A 733-nucleotide genomic window follows, 5' to 3' on the forward strand; every position below is an offset into this window, starting at 1 on the left:
TCGCAACCTGGTGACGAGCTATCAGCGCAACGGACTGGGGGACCTCACGCAGCTCACCAGTCCCGATACGGGCACCGCCACCAGCACCTATGACCCCAACGGCAACCTGCTCACCCGGCTGGACAGCCGCGGCGTGCTGGCCACCTACACCTACGACGACCTCAATCGGGTGACCTCTGCGATCTACACGCAGAGCGGCCAGGCAGCGCTGAACTACAGCTGGACCTACGACCAGACCGGCGGGGAGTTCACCAACGGCATCGGCCGGCTCACGATGGCCACGAGTCCATCGGGCAACACGAAGTACGGGTACGACGCGTTCGGGCGACTGACGACGGCCATCCAGACGGTGGGCACGGCGGTGCTGACCACGCGCTACGGCTACGACCCCGCCGGCCACGTCACTCGCATCACCTACCCATCGGGCCGCGTGCTGACGATCCAGTACGACGCGGGACTGCCGGTCAGCATGAGCCTGGCCAAGGACGACTCGAGCGCCGCACAGCCGCTGATCAGCGGCATCCAGTTCGAGCCCTTCGGCGGTGTGCGGAGCTGGCAGATGCAGATGAACAGCGGCACGAAGCTGCAGGAACGGGTGTACGACGCCTACGGCCGCCTGGTCCGTTATCCGCTGGGCGCCATCGTCCGCGACATCACCTACGACGCGGCCGACCGGATCGTCAGCTACACGCACCTGGATGCGAGTACCGGTGAAGCCACCGCCGCCGCGCAG

The 733-nt window shown here is 66.8% G+C and carries 1 pseudogene; it reads left to right on the plus strand.

The annotated features are described in order from the left end of the window. Positions 1-733 (plus strand): annotated as a pseudogene (locus tag ACTJKJ_RS27290) (hypothetical protein); the annotation flags it as partial.

Origin of the sequence: Roseateles sp. 22389, from assembly GCF_052044995.1 — a bacterium.
Classification (GTDB): domain Bacteria; phylum Pseudomonadota; class Gammaproteobacteria; order Burkholderiales; family Burkholderiaceae_C; genus Roseateles.